The sequence below is a fragment of the Delftia sp. Cs1-4 genome, from assembly GCF_000214395.1.
Classification (GTDB): Bacteria; Pseudomonadota; Gammaproteobacteria; order Burkholderiales; family Burkholderiaceae_C; genus Comamonas; species Comamonas acidovorans.
Genome location: NC_015563.1, coordinates 4,008,208 through 4,025,981 on the forward strand (window position 1 = coordinate 4,008,208; position 17,774 = coordinate 4,025,981).

The following is a 17,774-nucleotide window of genomic DNA, read 5'->3' on the forward strand; positions in this document are numbered from 1 at the left end:
GAGCATGCAATCCATCATGACCATGGGCGAGATCCTCGTCGAAATCATGGCCGAGCGAAAAGGCCAGAGCTTTCGCGCGCCGGGGCCGCTGACCGGGCCCTATGCCAGCGGGGCGCCCGCCATCTTCATCGACCAGGTCGCCCGGCTGGGGCATCCGGCCGCCATCATCGGCTGCGTGGGCGATGACGACTTTGGCTGGCTCAACATCGACCGCCTGCGCCGCGACGGCGTGGACACCAGCGCCATCGCCGTGTGCAAGGGTGCCGTCACGGGCAGCGCCTTCGTCACCTACCGCGACAGCGGCGAGCGCGACTTCATCTTCAACATCACCAACAGCGCCTCGGCACAGCTGCAGCCCGAGCAGGTCAACCAGGCCGTGCTCAAGGACTGCGCGCACTTCCATGTCATGGGCTCGTCGCTTTTCTCGTTTCGCATCATCGATGCCATGAAGAAGGCCATCGAGATCGTCAAGGCCCAGGGCGGCACCGTGTCCTTCGACCCGAACGTGCGCAAGGAGATGCTGCGCATCCCCGAAATGCGCGAAGCCCTGGCCTACATCCTGGAGTTCACCGACATCTTCCTGCCCAGCGGCCACGAGGTCACCCAGCTGGCCCGCTCGGCCGACGAGGCCGGCGCCATCGCCGAGATCTTTGCGCGCGGTGTGCGCGAAATCGTGGTCAAGCGCGGCGCCGACGGCTGCAGCTACTTCAGTGCCGACGAGCGCATCGACCTCGACGCCCTTGCCGTGGACGTGGCCGACCCCACGGGCGCGGGCGACTGCTTTGGCGCTACCTTCATCGCCTGCCGGCGCCTGGGCAAGACCGCGCTGCAATCGCTGCGCTACGCCAATGCGGCCGGCGCGCTGGCCGTCGCCAGCAAGGGGCCGATGGAGGGCACATCCGGCTTTGCCGGGCTCGACGCGCTGCTGGCACAACAGCCGCAGCACCTGCGGCATGCGGTGATGGAGGGCTGAAACCATGCCCGCCCATCTCACCCACCTCACCCACCCCACCCATCTCACCCACTTCACCCGCCTGGCGCAGTCACGCTCCGGGCAAACGCCAGCAGCCGCAGGCGATGCGCGCGAAACAGGCAGCGCACTCGGCATCTACTCCATCTGCTCGGCCCATCCCCTGGTCATCGAGGCCGCCATGCACCAGGCGCTGGACGATGGCACGCCCCTGCTGGTGGAGGCCACCGCCAACCAGGTCAACCAGTTCGGCGGCTACACCGGCATGCAGCCCGCCGACTTCCGCCGCTTCGTGCTGGCCATCGCCCACCGCGTCGGCCTGCCGCCAGACCGCGTGCTGCTGGGCGGCGACCACCTGGGCCCCACGGCGTGGACCCATCTTCCCGCGGCCGAGGCCATGGAACTGGCGCAAGACCTGGTACACGCCTATGCGGCGGCCGGCTTCGTGAAGCTGCACCTGGACGCCAGCATGGCCTGCGCAGACGACCCCCAGGCGCTGGACGACGAAACCGTGGCCCGCCGCGCTGCCCTGCTCTGCCAGGCGGCCGAGCGCGGCAGCACCTGCCCGGCGCCCGGCCCCGTCTACGTGATCGGCACCGAAGTGCCCGTGCCCGGCGGCGCCGCGCATGCGCTGGAGCATGTGCAAGTCACTGCCCGCGCCGACGCCCAGCGCACGCTGCAGGTGCACCGCGACGTCTTCGCGCAACAGGGGCTGGACCCCGTCTGGCCGCGCATCATTGCCATGGTGGTCCAGCCCGGCGTGGAGTTCGATCACACGCGCGTGGTGGACTACGCGCCCGGTGAAGCGGCCGACCTCAAGCAGTTGCTGCGCCAGCACCCACAACTGGTCTTCGAGGCCCACTCCACCGACTACCAGCGGCCCGAGGCCCTGCGCCAGCTGGTGCAGGACGGCTTTGCCATCCTCAAGGTCGGCCCCGGCGCCACCTTTGCGCTGCGCGAGGTACTGTTCGCGCTGGCCTCCATCGAAGAGCAGCTCATCGACGCGCACCAGCGCTCCCACCTGCCCGCCGTGCTGGAGTCCGCCATGCTGGGCCGCCCCGCCAGCTGGGAGCGCTACTACCGCGGCGAGCAGCCCGATCCCGGCGCCCAAAGGCTGCTGCGCATCTACAGCTACAGCGACCGCATCCGCTACTACTGGGCCGACCCCACGGTGAACGCCGCCGTGGCGCGGCTGCTGGACAACCTGTCCGCCTGCGCCCTGCCCGAGAACATGCTCAGCCAGTTCCTCCCCGCCCAATACCAGGCTGTGCGCGCCGGGCGGCTGGCCCCCTCGCCCCACGCGCTGGTGCTGGACCGCGTGCGCGAGGCGATCAGGCCGTATGCGGCGGCTTGTGGGGGTGTTGTGTGATGCGCCAGCCTCTTAGGGGAACTGGGTCTTGAACTGGGCAATTATGTTTGCACATATACTTTTTGAACCCGTTCCCCCGCTCAAGGAGTAGCCGCCATGTCGCAAATCACACTCTATTTGGACGACACCACCCAAGCTCTGGTGGAAGAGGCGGCCAGAGCCAATGGCATGTCCAAGAGCCGCTGGGTCGCCGAGATCATTCGCAAGTACGCAGCGCATGAATGGCCTCAGGATTGCATTGAGCTGGCAGGTCGCTTCGCCGATTTCCCTCTTGCGAACGAACATAACGCTCCAGTTGCCGCCGATGTGCCTCGAGTCGGCTATTGACATGCGGCCATGCTGATCCTCGACAGCAACACCATCAGCTATTACTTTCGCGGAGACCCGCAGGTAGTGCCTCGCCTGCAGGCTTTGCGCCCCACCGACATCGGCGTACCGGCCATCGTGGAGTACGAGCTGCGTTATGGACTGCAACGCTTGCCGCCAGCCGCCTCCGCGCCTCGTCTTGAGGCATTGGTGCAACTCCTGCGCCCCATGCAGTTGCTGGCATTTGACAGCGAATGCGCGACTCATGCCGCCCGCATACGCGCAGCGCTGGAAGCCAAGGGCACGCCGATAGGACCGCATGACACCTTGATCGCAGCAACTGCATTGCGCCATCAGGCAGCGCTGGTCACCCGCAATATCCGGGAGTTTTCTCGTGTGCCCGACTTGCAGTGCTTGAACTGGCACATGGATTGATCCTCGCCCACCACAGCCTCACAGCTGCCCCGCCTCCCCCCTGATCAAATCCCACACGCTTTGCGCCACGGGCGACAGCTCGCGCTGGCGGCGGCGCACCAGCATGATGTCGCGCTGCACGCGCGGCAGCAGGGGGCGGCTGGCGAGGGCGTCGGGGGTGGTGGCGCCACTCGCGGGAGCTCGCCATTCCTGCGGCACGGCCAGTTCCGGCACCACGCTCAGGCCGAGGCCCGCCTGGAGCATGCAGAAGATGGTGGTGGTGTGGCCGACTTCCTGGACCACGGCGGCCTCGGCGTCGTGGGCCTGCAGCGCGGCGTCGATCAGGCGGCGGCTGCCCGAGGCGTGGTCCAGCAGTACCAGCGGCTGGCCGGCCAGGTCGCTCCAGGCCACCTGGCGCTTGCGGGCCAGCCGGTGCGTGGCCGGGCAGACCAGGCAAAAGGGCTCGCTGAGTATGGTTTCGCAGTACAGGTCATCGCGGCCCTGCGGGTCGATGACCACGCCGAAGTCCACCTCGCCGCTGCGCACGCTTTGCAGCACGTCGCTCTGGATGCGGTCCAGCAGCAGCAGCTCGATGCCCGGCGCCTGCTCGCGGCAGCGCGCAATGCAGCGCGGCATCAGATGCGCCGACAGCGTGGGGCTGCTGGCCGCGCGCACCTTGCCCAGACGCTGGGTGGCCAGGCCGCTGACTTCGAGCAGGCATTCATCCAGCGCGTCCAGCACGCGCGTGGCATGGCCTTGCAGCAGTCGGCCGGCGTCGGTCAGCTCCACCTCGCGCGTGGTGCGGTGCAAAAGCTGCACGCCCAGGGCCTGTTCCAGCTCGGTGACATTGCGGCTGACGGCGGGCTGGGTGAGCGCCATCAGCTCGCCCGCGCGGCTGAAGTTGCGGCTTTCCGCCACGGCCAGGAAGGCGCGCAGCTGGCGCAGGCTGATATTCATACGGAAAAATTATAAAACCATCAGATAAATCCATTTCTCTTTTCAATGGCCGTGGCGTCCAATCGGGGCCTTGCAGCCTGGCTGCACGAACCGATAGTTAGTTGGAGAGAGTTTTCCCATGGCACGCCCCCGCTTCGCCCCTGACAATTTCACGCTGATGCTGCTGTCCACCGTGGCACTGGCCAGCTTCCTGCCCGCCTCGGGCACCGTCTCGCAATGGCTGGAGGTGGCGACCACGCTCATGGTCAGCCTGCTGTTCTTCCTGCACGGCGCCAAGCTCTCGCGCGAGGCCATCTTTGCCGGCATAGGCCACTGGCGCCTGCACCTGACCATCTTCGCGGCCACCTTCGTGCTCTTTCCCCTGCTGGGCTGGGCGCTGCGCCCCGTGCTCGAGCCCCTGGTCACGCCCGAGATGTACATGGGCGTGCTCTTCCTGTGCACGCTGCCGGCCACGGTGCAGTCGGCCATCGCCTTCACGGCCATGGCGCGCGGCAACATGCCCGCCGCCGTGTGCAGCGCGTCGGCCTCCACGCTGATGGGCATCGTGATCACGCCCATCCTGGTCAGCATGCTGCTGCACAAGAGCGCCGAAGGGGGCGATGCGCTGCAGGCCATCGGCAAGATCGCGCTGCAGCTGCTGCTGCCCTTTGTGCTGGGCCATCTGCTGCGGCCCGTGATCGGCGGCTTCATCTCGCGCCATGCCAAGCGCGTGAAGTTCGTGGACCAGGGCTCCATCCTGCTGGTGGTGTACACGGCCTTCAGCGCCGCCGTCATCAGCGGCCTGTGGCAGCAGACGCCCCTGCCTGCGCTGCTGGGCCTGCTGCTGCTGTCGTCCATCCTGCTGGCCCTGGTGCTGGTCATCACGTCATGGACGGCGCGCCGCCTGGGCTTTTCCAAGGAGGACGAGATCACCCTGGTGTTCTGCGGCTCCAAGAAGAGCCTGGTCAGCGGCGTGCCCATGGCCAAGGTGCTGTTCGAGTCCAGCGCCGTGGGCGCCATCGTGCTGCCGCTGATGGTCTTCCACCAGCTGCAGCTCATGGTCTGCGCCGTGCTGGCCCAGCGCTATGCACGCCGGCCCATGCATCCCGAGGCGATCGAGGATGGCGCCGTGCCCGCCAGCGCTGCGCCGGCCGCCAAGGCCGGAACGGCGCCGGCCAAATAAGGCGCGGGCGCGCTCCCATCACAAAAAAGCCTGGCTCTCGCGCCAGGCTTTTTTGCATCTCAGCCCTTCAGGGCCAGGTTGTTGAGCTTGTCCAGCCGTTCAGGCCAGCTTCCCTGCTGCGCCGACTGCAGCAGGATGCGCGTCCAGGCGATCCAGGCGTCCCACTGCACGCGCTTGTCCCAGGCATTGCCCCAGCCGCTGAAGCACTGCAGCGCGCTGGTGGCTGCGCGCGCGGCGTCGTCGGCGCGGCCGGCAGACAGGTAGAGCTGGGCCAGCACCATCTGCGGCTCGCCCACCCAGGGGTTCAGGCGCACGGCGCTTTCCAGCACGGCCGTGGCGGCGTCCAGGTCCACCAGCGGCTGGTCCAGCTGGATCACCGACCAGTACAGCGACACGGCAGCGGCCTCGTCGCCGGGCGGCAACTGCCGGCTGCAATGGTCGAACACCGGCGGCAGCGGCAGCTGGGCGCGCAGCGCCGGGTGCTGCAGCGCACGACCCAGGTCGCTGATCTGGCTGAGCATGCGGCTGGCAGGCCGCATGGGACCGGGCCACAGCGAGGCCGCCCAGTGCACGCCCTGCTGCCGCTGGTTCTGCACCTGCGGAAACTGCGAATAGATGTCTTCCTGCCAGCTGAACCACTGCTCCATGGCATCGGCCATGCTCACGATGGTGAAGGCCGCCACTTCATAGGCACTCAGGCGCTGGCTACGGCCGGCGGATTCCAGCGCCATGGAGCCGTCTTCGGCCAGGTCGCCGGCCAGGATCTTCTGCATGAACTGCGTGCGGCTCATGGTGCAGAACAGGTAGACCAGGTGCTCGGCGCCCTCGCCCACCAGCTCGCGCAGGCGGCCGCGCTCGCTGCCCGCATCGAACTTGACCAGGTCCACGAAGGCGTTGCCGTAGACGCTGTGCAGCAGGCCCAGCAGGCGCACGTCGCGCGGCTGGCGCCACAGCGCCAGCGAACGCGCCACGCCCGCCAGGTGGTGGCGGAAGGTGCCGGCCTTGTGCCAGTCCTGGCCCACGCCGCGCGCCAGCACCACGGGCAGCACAGGAGCGAGGTCGGCATCCTTGGCCAGCCATTCTTCGTCCAGCAGGTCCTGGGCCCGCGTGAACAGCGCCTCGTCAAGTGTCTGGAACAGTGTCGGGACAGGCATGCTCATGCAGGCACCTCCATGGCAGCGGCAGGCCGCTGGGTATATTGCGCCACCCAGCCCGCCGTATCGGCGAACAGGCGCAGCGCCTTGATGCGCCGCGTGGCGGTCAGCGTGAAGCGGTGCTCCACGCCGGCCGGTATGCGCAGGTAGTCGCCGGGCTGCACGCGCAGCACGCGCTCTTGGCCGCCGGCATCGAAGAAGCCGAACAGGCCTTCGCCTTCGAGGATGTAGCGTACCTCGTCATCGGCATGGGTGTGGGGCTTGTCGAAGCGCTCCAGCGCCTCGTCCAGGCCCGGCGTGCCCGGGTGCAGCACGACCAGATCCATGCTGTGGTAGCCATGGGCCACGCATTCGTCGACCACCAGCATGCCCACGGCCTGGACCACGGTGGCCTTGCCGCCGTCGTCCAGTTGGGCCTGCGCCAGCAGCGCGGCCAGGCCGGGCTCGGGCGCCAGCGGGCGGCGCTGCCATTGCACGCCGATGGCGGCCACGAAGTCCGCGTCGGAAACTTGGTGCGATGCGAGGCTGCCCATGCTCTTACCAGGCCGCCGTGTAGGCGCCCTTGAACTGCGTGTCGATGAACTGGCGCACCTCGGGCGACTGGTAGGCCTTGACGAAGGCCTGCAGGCCCGCGTCCTTTTCATGGCCGGCGCGCGTGGCGATCAGCACGGTGACATAGGGCGTGTCCGTGGCTTCCAGCGCCAGCGAATCCTTTTGCGGCGACAGGCCTGCGGCCACGGCGTAGCTGCTGTTGACGGCGGCGACGTCCAGGTCGTCCAGCGAGCGCGCCAGCTGGGCGGCCTCCAGCTCGACGAAGCGCAGCTTCTTCGGATTGGCCGTGATGTCCAGCACCGAGGCACGCGCGCCCGCGCCGGTCTTCAGTTCGATCAGCTTTTGCGCAGCCAGCACCATCAGTGCGCGCGAGCCGTTGGTGGGGTCGTTGGGGATGCCCACGCGCGCACCGCTCTTGAGGTCGGCCAGGCTTTTGATCTTCTTGGAATACACGCCCATCTGCTGGTTGACCGCACGGGCCACGGGCACGAGCTTGTAGCCGCGGTCCTTGTTCTGGGCGTCCATGAAGGGCTGGTGCTGGTAGATGTTGGCATCCAGCTCGCCCTGGGACAGGGCAGCGTTGGGCTGGATGAAGTCGCCGAACTCGACCAGCTTCACCTTCAGGCCGTTCTTCTCGGCCACCTTCCTGGCCACCTCGGCGATCTGGGCATGTGGGCCCGAGGTCACGCCGATGGTGACCGAGCCGTCGGCCGCATGGGCCGGCAGCGCCGCCATTCCCGCCAGGGGCAGGACGGCGGCCAGGGCCAGCGATTGAAGCAATGCGCGCTTTTTCATGGAATCCCTCTTTCAGACAATCTCGCGGCAGCTTGCCGCCCCGGCCGCGCCGGCCGCCGGGGTGTTTGGATCAGCGGTGGCTGAGCCTGCGCACCGCCCAGTCGCCCAGGCTCTGGATGGCCTGCACGAAGAAGATCAGGATGATGACCACGGCCAGCATCACATCGGGCAAAAAGCGCTGGTAGCCGTAGCGGATGCCCAGGTCGCCCAGGCCGCCGCCGCCAATGGCGCCGGCCATGGCCGAATAGCCGGTCAGGCTCACGAAGCTGATGGTCAGGCCCGCCACGATGCCGGGCAGCGCCTCGGGCAGCAGGATCTTCCAGACGATCTGGCCCGTGGTGGCGCCCATGGACTGGGCCGCTTCCACCAGGCCGTTGTCCACCTCGCGCAGCGCGGTCTCCACCAGGCGCGCCACGAAGGGGGCTGCCGCAATGGTCAGCGGCACCACGGCCGCCCAGGTGCCGATGGACGAGCCCGTGATCAGACGCGTCAGCGGGATGATGGCCACCAGCAGGATGATGAAGGGCGTGGAGCGCAGCGCATTGACGATCCAGCCCACGATCTTGTTGGCCGGGCCGTTCTGCAGCACGCCGCCGTGGTCGGTCAGGCGCAGGAACACACCCAGGGGAATGCCGATCAGGCCACCCACCAGGCCCGAGACGCCGACCATGATGATGGTCTCCCACAGCGAGCTGACGAACAGCTCCAGCATCATTTCCGAAAAATTCTCAAACATCGCTCAATCCCTGGTGGAAACGATCTGCACCTGCACGCCGGTGGCGCGCAGATGGTCCACGGCGGCATCGATCTTTGCCGCGTCGCCGCTGGCGAAGACGGCCAGCGAGCCGAAGGTCTGCTCCTGGATCTCGTCGATCTGGCCATGCAGGATGGACAGGTCCAGCCCCAGCTCGCGGATCAGGTGCGACAGGATGGGCTGGTAGGCGCTCTCGCCCGCATACGACAGGCGCAGCAGCCGGCCTTGCTGGCCCGGCGCCAGCTGGGCGGCCAGCGCGTTCACGCGCACGGCCACCGACTCGGGCAGTTGCTGGGGCACGATCTCGTCGATCAGGCTGCGCGTGATGGCCTGCTGCGGGCGCGTGAACACGTCGATCACGGGGCCCAGCTCGGCAATCTCGCCGCCGTCGATCACGGCCACGCGGTCGGCGATCTGCTTGATCACCTGCATCTGGTGCGTGATCAGCACCACGGTCAGGCCCAGTTCGCGGTTGACCTTGCGCAGCAGGTCCAGGATGGAGCGCGTGGTCTCGGGGTCCAGGGCCGAGGTGGCTTCGTCGGACAGCAGCACCTTGGGGTGGCTGGCCAGCGCGCGCGCAATGCCCACGCGCTGCTTTTGCCCGCCCGAGATCTGCGCCGGATAGCGGTCGCGCAGCGCGCTCAGGCCCACCAGGTCCAGCAGCGGGTCCACGCGCTTCTTGATGTCGTCGGCCGACATGCCCGCCATCTCCAGCGGCAGCGCGGCGTTGTCGAACACCGTGCGCGAGGACAGCAGGTTGAAATGCTGGAACACCATGCCGATGTCGCGGCGCGCCGTGCGCAGCTCGGCATCGCTGAGCTGCATCAGGTCACGGCCGCCCACCAGCACCTGGCCGGAGGTCGGGCGGTTGAGCAGGTTCAGGCAGCGCACCAGCGAGCTTTTGCCCGCGCCGCTGCGGCCGATGATGCCGAACACCTCGCCCGACTCGATCTGCAGGTTGATGCCCCGCAAGGCATGGACGGGCCCGGTGGGGCCCTTGTAGGTCAGGGAAAGATCCCGAATCTCGATCATGAAAAAACGCCGCGGCGCAGGACGGCCTGGGGACGCCGCTGCGCATTGTTGGGAAGTGGGAGCAAATATAGGTTGCGCGTATAAAAACGCAAACTATAAAAAAATAAAGTAATAAGAAGCTCCGGTTATGCCCGGGACTTCACTACTTTCTGCACAACCCTCAACTATGCCTGAATGTGGACACGCCCTTGCCCTGCCGGGCTATGCGCGGTGCCACGGAGCACTGCGGCAAGGCCCTTCTTGCGGCGGCGTCTGATTGACAGTGCGGCCGGCACGCTGCCGTCGCGGCCTGGCGGCCCTGGCCCGCTCCTGCTTTTGACGATGGCAAGCACCCGCCGCTGCCGCCGCGCTGACGCCAGAAGCAGCCTTTGCTGACAGGCCGCGCGGCATGCGCCCTCCTACAGTGGGCTCAACCCCACAGGAGAAGAGCGCCATGCGCCCAGAACAACACTCCGGCGCCGGCAGCCAGGCCGGCGCGGCTCCCTTGTCGCGGCGCGGCTTTCTGCAGGCCGCCAGCATCGCAGGCGTCAGCGTCTGGGTGGCGCCGCTGGCCAGCCAGGCCTATGCAGCCCTCTTTGAAGACCGCGTCCTGGGCAGCGTGGCCCGCGAGCCGGCCACGCAGCTGCCGCGCATGCGGCTCGATGGCCGCTCCAAGGTCATGGGCGCCAAGGTCTTCGCCCGCGATATCCGCGCACGCGACATGCCGCACTGGCCCCAGCAGCAATCCCATGCCTTCATCGTGCGCACCACGCTGGCCGACCGGCTGTTCGACGGCATGGACCTGTCTTCCCTGGACGGCGAACTGGCACCCGACCGCGTGGTCACCGCCGAGGACCTGGTGCGCGACGGCCTGGCCTTTCCCGAGTTCTATGGCGAAGACATGCTGCTGCCCACAGGCAAGACCCCCGCATACCTGGGCCAGGCCGTGGCCATCCTCATCTACCACGACTTCGCGCGCTTTCGCTTTGCCAAGGAAAGGCTGCAGGCCACGGCCGGCGTCATCCGCTACGGCCGCATCACGGGCGCGCTGGACCGTCCGCCCTGGGGCGTGTTCCGCTATGTGCGCCAGGGCGGTGCCACGGCCTTTGACGACGACGTGTTCTCCAGCCTGCGCGATGCCCCGCTGTTCCCCGCCGAACGCAAGCCGCTGGTCTGGCCGCAGATCTCCAAGGCCGACGCGGTCACGGCGCGCGGCCTGCGCGCGGCCGAGCAAATCGCCCAGGAGCTGGCCACGCCGCCTGCCGACTGGCTGGTGCTGCAGCGCCATTACGCCACGCAATCGGTGGACACGGCCGCGCTGGAGCCCGACAACGCCAACTGCTGGTATGACGCGGCCACGCAAAGCCTGCACATGGTGCTGGCCACGCAGTCGCCGCACGAAGTGGCCGAATGGGCTGCGCAGATGGTGCAGGCCAGCAGGTTCCCGCTCAAGAACCTCTTCATCCACCCCTGCTACACGGTGGGCTACGGCTCCAAGGACCACGCGCCCATGCCCTACTACGGCCTGGTCTGCGCGCTGTATGCGGACGGCAAGCCCGTGCGCCTGGCCAATGACCGGTTCGAGCAGTTCCAGTCCTCGCTCAAGCGCCATGCCTTCGAGATCGACTACACCATGGCCATCGACAGGAAGACCGGCCTCTTCCAGAGCCTGGTGGCCAGCATGACGGCCAATGGCGGCGGCCGGGCCAACTTCTCGCCCTCGGTGGCCATGGTGGGCGGCACGGCGGCGCAGTCCATCTACTACTTTCCCAAGAACGACATCACCGCCGTGGCCCTGGCCAGCCGCGCGCTGGACGCGGGCTCGGCACGCGGCTACGGCACGCTGCAGAGCATGGCGGCCACCGAAATGATGGTGGACGAAATCGCCGGGCTGCTGCAGATCGACCCCATCGAGCTGCGCCTGCGCAACGTGCTGACCTCGGGCGCCAAGAACACCCAGGGCGCCATTGCCGCCGGTGCCCTGCGCGCCGACGAGGTGCTGGAGCGCGCCCGCCGCCATCCGCTGTGGACCGAGCGCGCCAAGCGCAAGACCGCCTACGAGGCCAGCCACCCGGGCCAGCGCTACGGCGTGGGCTTTGCCTGCGTGCAAAAGGACTTCGGCACGGGCGGCGAGGCGGCCTTCGCCCGCATCGAGATATCGCCCCAGGGCCGCGTGCTGCTGCACCACTCGGGCACCGAGATCGGCACCGGCATGGGCACCTCGCAGGCCCAGCTGTGCGTGCAATGGTTCGGCAAGCCCGCCGACGAGCTGCAGACCGCCTGCCTGGACTGGCCGGAGCTGCCGCTCAAGGCCGAGGGCGACAACTACACCATGCCCCAGGCCGACCAGGACCGCTTCGCCACCCGGCCGCTGTGGACGCCGGTCTACGCCTCGCCGGCCAGCGCCAGCAACTCGGCCTACTACTACAGCCACGCCACCAGCGAGACGGCGCGCGTGGTCTTCGAGCACGGCCTGTGGCCGGCCGCCGTCGCCATCTGGAGCCAGGGCACGGGCGGCGGCCAGAAGGCGCCCTACGTGGTGCGCCGCGAGGACGCGCGCTGGGTCAACGGCATGCTCACGGCCAACGGCATGCAGCCGCTGTCCCTGCAGGCCCTGGCCCAGAAGGCCCATGCCATGCAGCTGGTCACGGGCGCCGTGGGCCATACCTTCAACCGCTGGCAATGGGCCGAGGCGGACTTCGACATCCTGGGCACCAGCGCGCGCCGGCCGATGGACGCGCTGGCCGTGCGCCTGGGCAGCGCGCCCGATGCTGCCGCCGTCACGCCGGCCCCTGACACCACCGACACGCCGCAGGCGGCCACGCCCGTCGAGGCCTCTGTCACCGCGCGGCGCAGCGCCGCCGGCTACCGCATGATTGCGCGGCGCAACCTGTTCTATCCGCCCATGCAGCGCAACAACGCGGGCGTCACTTACTACAGCGCCAATGCGGCCCTGGTCGAGCTGGCGGTGGACACGGGCACGGGCGCGGTCGAGCTGCTGGCCCACCACTCCATCATGGAGTGCGGGCGGCCCATCGTGCCCGAGCTGGTGCACGGCCAGCTCGAAGGCGGCATTGCCATGGGCATAGGCCACGCCCTGTACGAAACCATGCCGCTGTACGAGGGCGGCCCCGGCGACGGCAACTGGAACTTCCACCGCTACCACCTGCCTCGCGGCAGCGAGGTGGCGGTCTGGAAGCAGACGGCCGAGCTGCTGGCACCTCTGTCGGACACCGATCCGCCCAAGGGCATTGCCGAGGTGGTGATGATTCCCATCGTCGCCGCCATCGTCAACGGACTGCACCACGCCATAGGCAAGCGCTTCCACGACCTGCCCGTGACCCCGCAAAAGATCAGGGAGGCACTCGCACCATGAGCCTTGTCCCACGCCCCTTGTCACTGACCGTCAACGGCCAGAGCGTCGGCCCCATGGACGTGCCCGAAGGCATGCCCATGATCGACTTCCTGCACGAATACCTGAACCTCACCGGCTCGCGCCTGGGCTGCGGCATCGGCGAATGCCGGGCCTGCACCGTCATCGTGGACGGGCCCGAGGGCAGCCGCGAGATGCGCACCTGCATCACCGGCGCCCACTACTTCCAGGGCCGCAAGGTCCGCACCATCGAAGGCATTGCCGACCCGGCCGGCGCGGACACCGCGCCCCCGCCCCCGCCCGGCGCCTCGGGCCAGCCGCGCAAGGTCATCGCCATCAGCCCCGTGCAGCAGAAGTACCTGGAGCATTTCAGCTTCCAGTGCGGCTACTGCACGCCGGGCTTCGTCATCGCGGCCACGGTGCTGGTCGAGCGCCTGGCCAAGGCGCCCATCCGCGCGGCCGATGTGGAACAGGTCGTGGGCGAGGCGCTGCAGCCCCACCTGTGCCGCTGCACCGGCTATGTGCGCTACTACGCGGCCGTGAAGGACCTGGTCCTGAACACGCCCGGGCTGACCTTGAAAGGATGAGCGCCATGTCCGCCGCCGACCCCAGCGCAGCCGCCCCCGCCGCCGCCACCGCCGCCACCGCCGCGCCACCTGCCGACTACAGCGGTGCCCGCCCCCCGCCACCGCGCAGGCCCAGGCGCCGCTGGCGCGGGCTGCTGCTCATCCTCCTGCTGCTGGCCGTGCTGTTTGCCATTGCCGCCGTCTGGGGCAACCGGCCCCATGTGCCGCAGCGCGAGCCGCAGGCCGTGCACCGCAGCCCCCAGCAGCTGGCCCAGGGCCTGTACCTGGCGCGCGCCGCCGACTGCATGGCCTGCCATGACGGGGTGGGTGGCATAGGTGGCGCCCGGGAAGGCCAGCCCTTTGCGGGCGGCAAGCCCCTGCCCACGCCCTTCGGCACCCTCTACGGCACCAACATCACCCCCGACCCCGACCACGGCATAGGCCGCTGGACGGCCGAGGAATTCCACGCCGCCGTCACCCGCGGCACGGCGCCGGGCGGGCGCCAGCTCTACCCGGCCATGCCCTATGCCTCCTACCACCTGATGAGCCGCGAAGACTCGGACCTGATCTACGGCTACCTTATGAACATCCGGCCCGTGGCCCAGCCCAACACCAAGCCCGCCCTGCCCTTCCCCTTCAACCTTCGCGTGCTCATGTTCGGCTGGAAGACGCTGTTCCTGTCCAGCGCGCCCCTGCCCGTGGGCTCGCAGGGCCAGAGCCCGGCCTGGCTGCGTGGGCAATACCTGGGCAATGTCATGGGCCACTGCGCCGAATGCCACACGCCGCGCGGCATGTTCGGCCAGATGCAGAAGGACCGCTGGCTGCAGGGCGGCACGCTGTCGCTGTTCACGGCCCCCGGCATCACCGCCGAAGCCCTGGCCGCACGCGGCTGGACGCGCGAGGGCATGGCCCAGTTCCTGCAAACGGGCTTCTCGGCCCACGGCAGCGCCTTCGATGAAATGCACGAGGTCATCGCCAACAGCACCCGGTACCTCACGGCCGAGGACATGACGGCGCTGTCCACCTTCCTGCTGGGCGACAACCCGCCCGCGCCCCAGCCCCTGCCGGCCGCCGTGTCCCCGGATTCCGGCACCGGCAACAGCGCGGGCAATGGCGCCGGCAACGGTGCGGGCACGCTGGACGCGGGCCGGGGCCACTACATGGCGCTGTGCGCCAGCTGCCACGGCAGCGAGGGCCTGGGCCGCAGCCTCACCATGCCCCCGCTCAAGGGCAACAGCACCGTGCGCCAGGCCGACGCCCGCAACCTGGTGCTGGCCATCCTCGTCGGCCTGCCCAAGCACCCGGCCACCCAGCAGGGCCCCACGCCCCTGCCCGGCATGCCCGGCTTCATGCAGGAGCTGACCGATGGCGAAGTCGCCGCCCTGGCCAACTACACCCGCACGGCCCTGGGCGGCCAGCCTGCCGATGTGACAGCCGCCCAGGTGGCCGACCTGCGCAGCGCAGCCGGAAAGTCAGGGCACAAGGCTGCGCCGTGAAACACCGGCTGTTCTACGGAGCCCAACCCGTATGCCCGCGCCTGCGGCGTGGCGGTTGCGGGGTTGCAAGCCTGCCGAAGGACAGGCTTGCTTCGTCGTCTGACTCGCCGTGATGTCTGAACGTAGCGTGCAGCGCGAAGTGAGTTTCACGGCGAACCCCGCAACAGCCACGACGCAGGTTGCCCGCAGCGAAGCGGAGGGTCGCGGACATCCGGGTCGCCTTCTTTGATCTGACCTTTCTTGGCGAATCAAGAAAGGGCAGTCGGCTGCCGGGCCGAGACCCGGCCTCGAAAAATAGCCACCCGGCAGATGGCCATAAGCATCCCTGCACTAGCTGACAAGCCGCGGTCACAGCCCCAAAACACAAGCCCATTGTTTCCACCACGGAACCAACCGCGTTCCACCACCCTCCTTTGCCAGCCGCCCCTGTCTCCCTAGAGTGAAAGCAAAAGGAGACAAGCATGTTCGAAGCCAATCTATTCCAGGGCCAGCGCGTCCTGATCACCGGGGGCGGCACGGGGCTGGGCCTGGCCATGGCGGCCAAGCTGGCGGAACTGGGCGCCGAGCTGCACCTGTGCGGCCGGCGGCGCTCCGTGGTGCAGCAGGCCTGCGAGATGCTGAACAACGACACGGGCGCGCAGGCCTTTGCGCATGAACTCGACATTCGCCAGCCCGAGGCCGTGCACACCGTCATCGACCGCATCTGGGCCGAACACGGCCCCCTGACGAGCCTGGTCAACAACGCGGCCGGCAACTTCGTCAGCCGCACGGAGGACCTGAGCATCAACGGCTTCCATGCCATATCGGACATCGTCTTTCGGGGCACCTTCTACGTCACCCAGGCCGTGGGCCGCCGCTGGATCGCCGAAGGGCTGCCGGGCTCAGTGCTGTCCATCGTCGTCACCTGGGTGGACACGGGTTCGCCCTTTGTCGTGCCCTCGGCCATGTCCAAGGCCGGGCTGGACGCCATGACCAAATCGCTGGCCGTGGAATGGGGTCCCAAGCGCATACGGTTCAACGCGATTGCACCGGGCGTGATTCCCACCCAGGGCGCCAGCCAGCGCCTGCGCCCCAGGATCGACGGCAACGAGGACTCGGCCGACCGCCGCCGCCTGGACAACCCCACGCGCCGCCTGGGCACGGGCGAGGACATCGGCAACATGGCCGCCTTCATCCTGGCCCCGGGCAACACCTGGCTCAACGGCCAGACCATCACGCTGGACGGCGGCGACGCCCTGGCCAACGGCGCCTACTTCACCGAATACCAGGCCTGGGACGATGCCGACTGGGCGCGCGCCCGGCAGATGGCCAAGGCCGCCAACCAGCCCAACGTCAACGATGGGGAGCAGGAGGCCACGCCCACATGAGCACCGCCGCCACGCCCCATTCCACCCTGGTCTTCGAACAGCGCACGCTGACCGGCGCCGCCCAGCAGCAGCGCGGCCGCCAGCTGGCCCAGGGCCTGCGCAGCCTGGGCCTGGCCGAAGGCGACGTGCTGGCCGTCTTCCTGCGCAACGGCATCGAATACGCCGACGTGGTCCATGCCTGCCGCATTGCGGGCATCTACTACTGCCCCGTCAACTGGCATTTCACGGCCACGGAGATCGACTACATCCTGGCCGACAGCGGCGCCCGCGCCCTCATCACCAGCCAGGACCTGCTCGACGGCCTCAAGGGCGAACTCTATGCGGACCTGCCCCGGCGCGTCGCCCACGCACGCGAGCCGGAGCTGGACTACGAAACCTGGCTGGCCGCCCAGGCACCCTACGATGGCCCGCTGGTCGCGCCGCGCGGCCACATGGCCTATACATCGGGCACCACGGGCCGCCCCAAGGGCGTGCTGCGCAAGGCGTTTCCCGTGGAAGAACTGCCCCGGCGCCTGGCCGTGAACCAGGCGCTGATCGCCACCGCCTACGGCCTGCAGCCCGGCGCGCGCACCCTGCTGACCGCGCCCATCTACCACAGCGCGCCCAGCCTGTACTTCCAGAACGCGCTCATGCTCAGCGAGCTGGTGGTGCTGGAGCAGCGCTTCGACCCCGAGCGCTTTCTGCAGCTGGTGCAGGAGCACCGCATCGACACGGCCTACATGGTTCCCATCATGTACGTGCGCCTGCTCAGGCTGCCGCGCGAGGTGCGCGAGCGCTACGACATCTCCTCGCTGCGCTTCATCGCCTCCACCGGCTCGCCCTGCGCGCCCGAGGTCAAGAAGGCCATGATCGAGTGGATGGGGCCCATCATCAACGAGACCTATGCCTCCAGCGAGTCGGGCCTGGTCACCTTCATCGGCTCGGCCGACGCGCTCACCCACCCCGGCAGCGCGGGCCTGCCGCTGCAGGAAGCCGAAGTCCGCATCCTCGACAGGCAGGGCCAGGCCCTGCCCACGGGCGAGGTCGGCCTGATCTACGTGCGCCAGCCCGCCTATGCCGACTTCACCTACAAGGGCAACGAAGACGCCCGCCGCAAGATGGACCAGGGCGGCCTGATCACCCTGGGCGACATGGGCTACCTGGACGAAGAAGGCTTTCTCTACGTCTGCGACCGCGACTCGGACATGGTGATCTCCGGCGGCGTGAACATCTACCCGGCCGAGATTGAGAACGAGCTGCTCAGGCACCCCGGCATAGCAGACTGCGCCGTCATCGGCGTGCCCGATGCCGAGTACGGCGAACGGCTGCTGGCCCTGGTCGAGCCCGGCCAGTCAGGCACACTGCCCGAAGCCGAACTGAAAGAATGGCTGCGCGGCCGGCTGGCGGCCTACAAGCTGCCGCGCAGCTTCGTCTTCCAGCGCCTGCCCCGCGACGACAACGGAAAGATCGCCAAAAGAAAGCTGCGCGACGCCCACTGGGGCGCGACGCAGCGCAAGATCTGAACCCGCCAACACCGAAAGAGAAGGAG

At 68.4% G+C, this 17,774-nt stretch carries 16 protein-coding genes; 10 read left to right on the top strand and 6 right to left on the bottom strand.

Going from position 1 to position 17,774, the window contains the following annotated elements; genetic code table 11:
- Nucleotides 1-4: 4 nt before the first annotated feature.
- From DELCS14_RS17480 to DELCS14_RS17495, 4 genes are all read left to right on the top strand, one after another.
- Entirely contained in the window at nt 5-973 is a 969-nt protein-coding gene (locus DELCS14_RS17480) for a sugar kinase (RefSeq protein WP_013802840.1), read from the top strand.
- Nucleotides 974-977: 4 nt separating this feature from the next.
- A complete protein-coding gene (locus DELCS14_RS17485) occupies nt 978-2,339 on the top strand; it encodes a D-tagatose-bisphosphate aldolase, class II, non-catalytic subunit (protein ID WP_013802841.1) in 1,362 nt (453 codons plus the stop codon).
- A gap of 96 nt (nt 2,340-2,435) precedes the next feature.
- A complete protein-coding gene (locus DELCS14_RS17490; protein ID WP_013802842.1) occupies nt 2,436-2,666 on the top strand; it encodes a CopG family transcriptional regulator in 231 nt (76 codons plus the stop codon).
- 9 nt (nt 2,667-2,675) lie between these two features.
- Nucleotides 2,676-3,080 (top strand): type II toxin-antitoxin system VapC family toxin, encoded by a 405-nt coding sequence (locus tag DELCS14_RS17495; protein ID WP_013802843.1) that lies wholly within the window; start codon nt 2,676-2,678, stop codon nt 3,078-3,080.
- 18 nt (nt 3,081-3,098) lie between these two features.
- Here the strand turns inward: DELCS14_RS17495 and DELCS14_RS17500 are convergent, their stop codons facing one another.
- Nucleotides 3,099-4,016 carry a LysR family transcriptional regulator gene (locus tag DELCS14_RS17500; protein ID WP_013802844.1) on the bottom strand — a complete coding sequence of 306 codons (918 nt, stop codon included), beginning with the start codon at nt 4,014-4,016 and terminating at the stop codon, nt 3,099-3,101.
- 118 nt (nt 4,017-4,134) lie between these two features.
- Between DELCS14_RS17500 and DELCS14_RS17505 the strand changes: the two genes are divergently transcribed.
- Nucleotides 4,135-5,178, top strand: a complete 1,044-nt coding sequence (locus DELCS14_RS17505) for a bile acid:sodium symporter family protein (protein WP_013802845.1) — start codon at nt 4,135-4,137, stop codon at nt 5,176-5,178.
- 59 nt (nt 5,179-5,237) lie between these two features.
- On the opposite strand, the gene DELCS14_RS17510 is transcribed toward DELCS14_RS17505, so the two are convergent.
- From DELCS14_RS17510 to DELCS14_RS17530, 5 genes are all read right to left on the bottom strand, one after another.
- The gene (locus DELCS14_RS17510; protein WP_013802846.1) at nt 5,238-6,338 is read right to left on the bottom strand and encodes a DUF6817 domain-containing protein; all 1,101 of its coding nucleotides are present in this window, start codon (nt 6,336-6,338) and stop codon (nt 5,238-5,240) included.
- Nucleotides 6,335-6,865: a cupin domain-containing protein gene (locus DELCS14_RS17515; RefSeq protein WP_013802847.1), complete on the bottom strand. Its 531-nt coding sequence runs from the start codon at nt 6,863-6,865 to the stop codon at nt 6,335-6,337. The genes DELCS14_RS17510 and DELCS14_RS17515 overlap by 4 nt, the downstream gene beginning before the upstream one ends.
- 4 nt (nt 6,866-6,869) lie before the next feature.
- A complete protein-coding gene (locus DELCS14_RS17520) occupies nt 6,870-7,679 on the bottom strand; it encodes a MetQ/NlpA family ABC transporter substrate-binding protein (protein WP_013802848.1) in 810 nt (269 codons plus the stop codon).
- A gap of 70 nt (nt 7,680-7,749) precedes the next feature.
- Nucleotides 7,750-8,415, bottom strand: coding sequence for a methionine ABC transporter permease (locus DELCS14_RS17525; RefSeq protein ID WP_012205011.1), 666 nt, complete (start codon nt 8,413-8,415; stop codon nt 7,750-7,752).
- Nucleotides 8,416-8,418: 3 nt separating this feature from the next.
- Nucleotides 8,419-9,465 (bottom strand): methionine ABC transporter ATP-binding protein, encoded by a 1,047-nt coding sequence (locus DELCS14_RS17530; protein ID WP_012205010.1) that lies wholly within the window; start codon nt 9,463-9,465, stop codon nt 8,419-8,421.
- A gap of 433 nt (nt 9,466-9,898) precedes the next feature.
- Here DELCS14_RS17530 and DELCS14_RS17535 point away from each other — a divergent pair, with 433 nt between their 5' ends.
- From DELCS14_RS17535 to DELCS14_RS17555, 5 genes are all read left to right on the top strand, one after another.
- Entirely contained in the window at nt 9,899-12,820 is a 2,922-nt protein-coding gene (locus tag DELCS14_RS17535; RefSeq protein ID WP_013802849.1) for a molybdopterin cofactor-binding domain-containing protein, read from the top strand.
- Entirely contained in the window at nt 12,817-13,404 is a 588-nt protein-coding gene (locus DELCS14_RS17540; protein WP_013802850.1) for a (2Fe-2S)-binding protein, read from the top strand. Before DELCS14_RS17535 ends, DELCS14_RS17540 begins: the two co-directional genes overlap by 4 nt.
- 5 nt (nt 13,405-13,409) lie before the next feature.
- Nucleotides 13,410-14,879, top strand: coding sequence for a cytochrome c (locus DELCS14_RS17545; RefSeq protein WP_013802851.1), 1,470 nt, complete (start codon nt 13,410-13,412; stop codon nt 14,877-14,879).
- A gap of 461 nt (nt 14,880-15,340) precedes the next feature.
- On the top strand, nt 15,341-16,246 hold the full coding sequence (locus DELCS14_RS17550) for an SDR family oxidoreductase (protein ID WP_013802852.1): 906 nt from the start codon (nt 15,341-15,343) through the stop codon (nt 16,244-16,246).
- On the top strand, nt 16,243-17,748 hold the full coding sequence (locus DELCS14_RS17555; RefSeq protein WP_013802853.1) for an acyl-CoA synthetase: 1,506 nt from the start codon (nt 16,243-16,245) through the stop codon (nt 17,746-17,748). The genes DELCS14_RS17550 and DELCS14_RS17555 overlap by 4 nt, the downstream gene beginning before the upstream one ends.
- Nucleotides 17,749-17,774: the final 26 nt, after the last annotated feature.